This is a genomic window from Variovorax cryoconiti (genome assembly GCF_051216395.1).
GTDB lineage: Bacteria > Pseudomonadota > Gammaproteobacteria > Burkholderiales > Burkholderiaceae_C > Variovorax.
This window is the reverse complement of sequence record NZ_JBPJZI010000099.1, coordinates 1-1003: the sequence shown is the minus strand read 5'-3', so window position 1 is coordinate 1003 and position 1003 is coordinate 1. Positions and strand designations below refer to the sequence as shown.

1 protein-coding gene and 1 pseudogene are annotated in these 1003 nt (G+C 65.1%); both read left to right on the top strand.

Going from position 1 to position 1003, the window contains the following annotated elements; genetic code table 11:
- A partial coding sequence (locus ACSFA2_RS26025; protein WP_435458208.1) for a DUF2827 family protein occupies positions 1-799 on the top strand: 799 nt, incomplete at its 5' end.
- Positions 800-816: 17 nt separating this feature from the next.
- Positions 817-1003, top strand: a pseudogene (locus ACSFA2_RS26020) (hypothetical protein); the annotation flags it as partial.

Here is a 1003-nt window from a genome sequence, read left to right as displayed (position 1 = left end):
ATACGTGCACGCCATGGAGTCGATGCTGTTCAACAAGCCGCTCTGGGGGCAGAACCTGTTCGTGAACCGGCGTTACGACGACATCTGGATGGTTCCGCAGGTGGCGAACATCAGCCAGCCGTACTTCGAGGTGCTGCGCCGGGCCGAGGCGCGCGCCGTGCCCTTCGTCTGGAGCCCGGTGTTCCTGGACGAGCGCACGCGCGCCCTGCCCGATGTCGGCGTCTACCAGCCGCACGCCGGGCCGCGCCGGCTCAGCGTGATGGAGCCAAACATCAACGTGGTGAAGTTCTGCCTCTACCCGGTACTGATCGCCGAGCTGGCCTATCGCGCCCGGCCTGAAGCCATCGCACTGCTGCAAGTCACCAATGCCGAACGGCTGGCCAAGGAAAACATGGAGTTCATCACGCTGATGAACCAGCTCGACCTGGTCCGCGAGCACAAGGCGGTCTTCCTGGGCCGGCACGAAACGCCTGTGTTCCTCGCGCAGAACACCGACATCGTGGTCTCGCACCAGTGGGAGAACCCGCTTAACTATTTCTACCTGGAAACCTGCTGGCAGGGCTATCCGCTGGTGCACAACGCGCACCTGTGCGCGGATCTCGGCTACTACTACCAGGGCAACGACGTGGCCGGTGGCAGCGCCCGCGTGCTCGAAGCCATCGACACGCATGATGCGCAGGCAGCCGCCTACCGCGAGCGCCAGCGCAGCCTGATCGACCGCCACCTCCCCGGCAACGCCGCGGCCACCGAGGTCTACAACAACCTGCTGCTCGGCCTGATGCAGCGCCCCGCCCGATAGGCACACGGAGCCCCGACATGCTTGACCCGTCCGAACTCCGGCAGTTCTTTCCCGTGGTCGTGACGCCGAGTCACGACGGCAAGTTCTTCCAGAACTACGTCGCCTCGATGCTGAACTTCACCGTCCAGGCCGAGCGCGCCGGCATGCGGATGCAGGTGCTGATGCACCAGGGCGAGAGCCTGGTGACGCGCGCGCGGAACAACT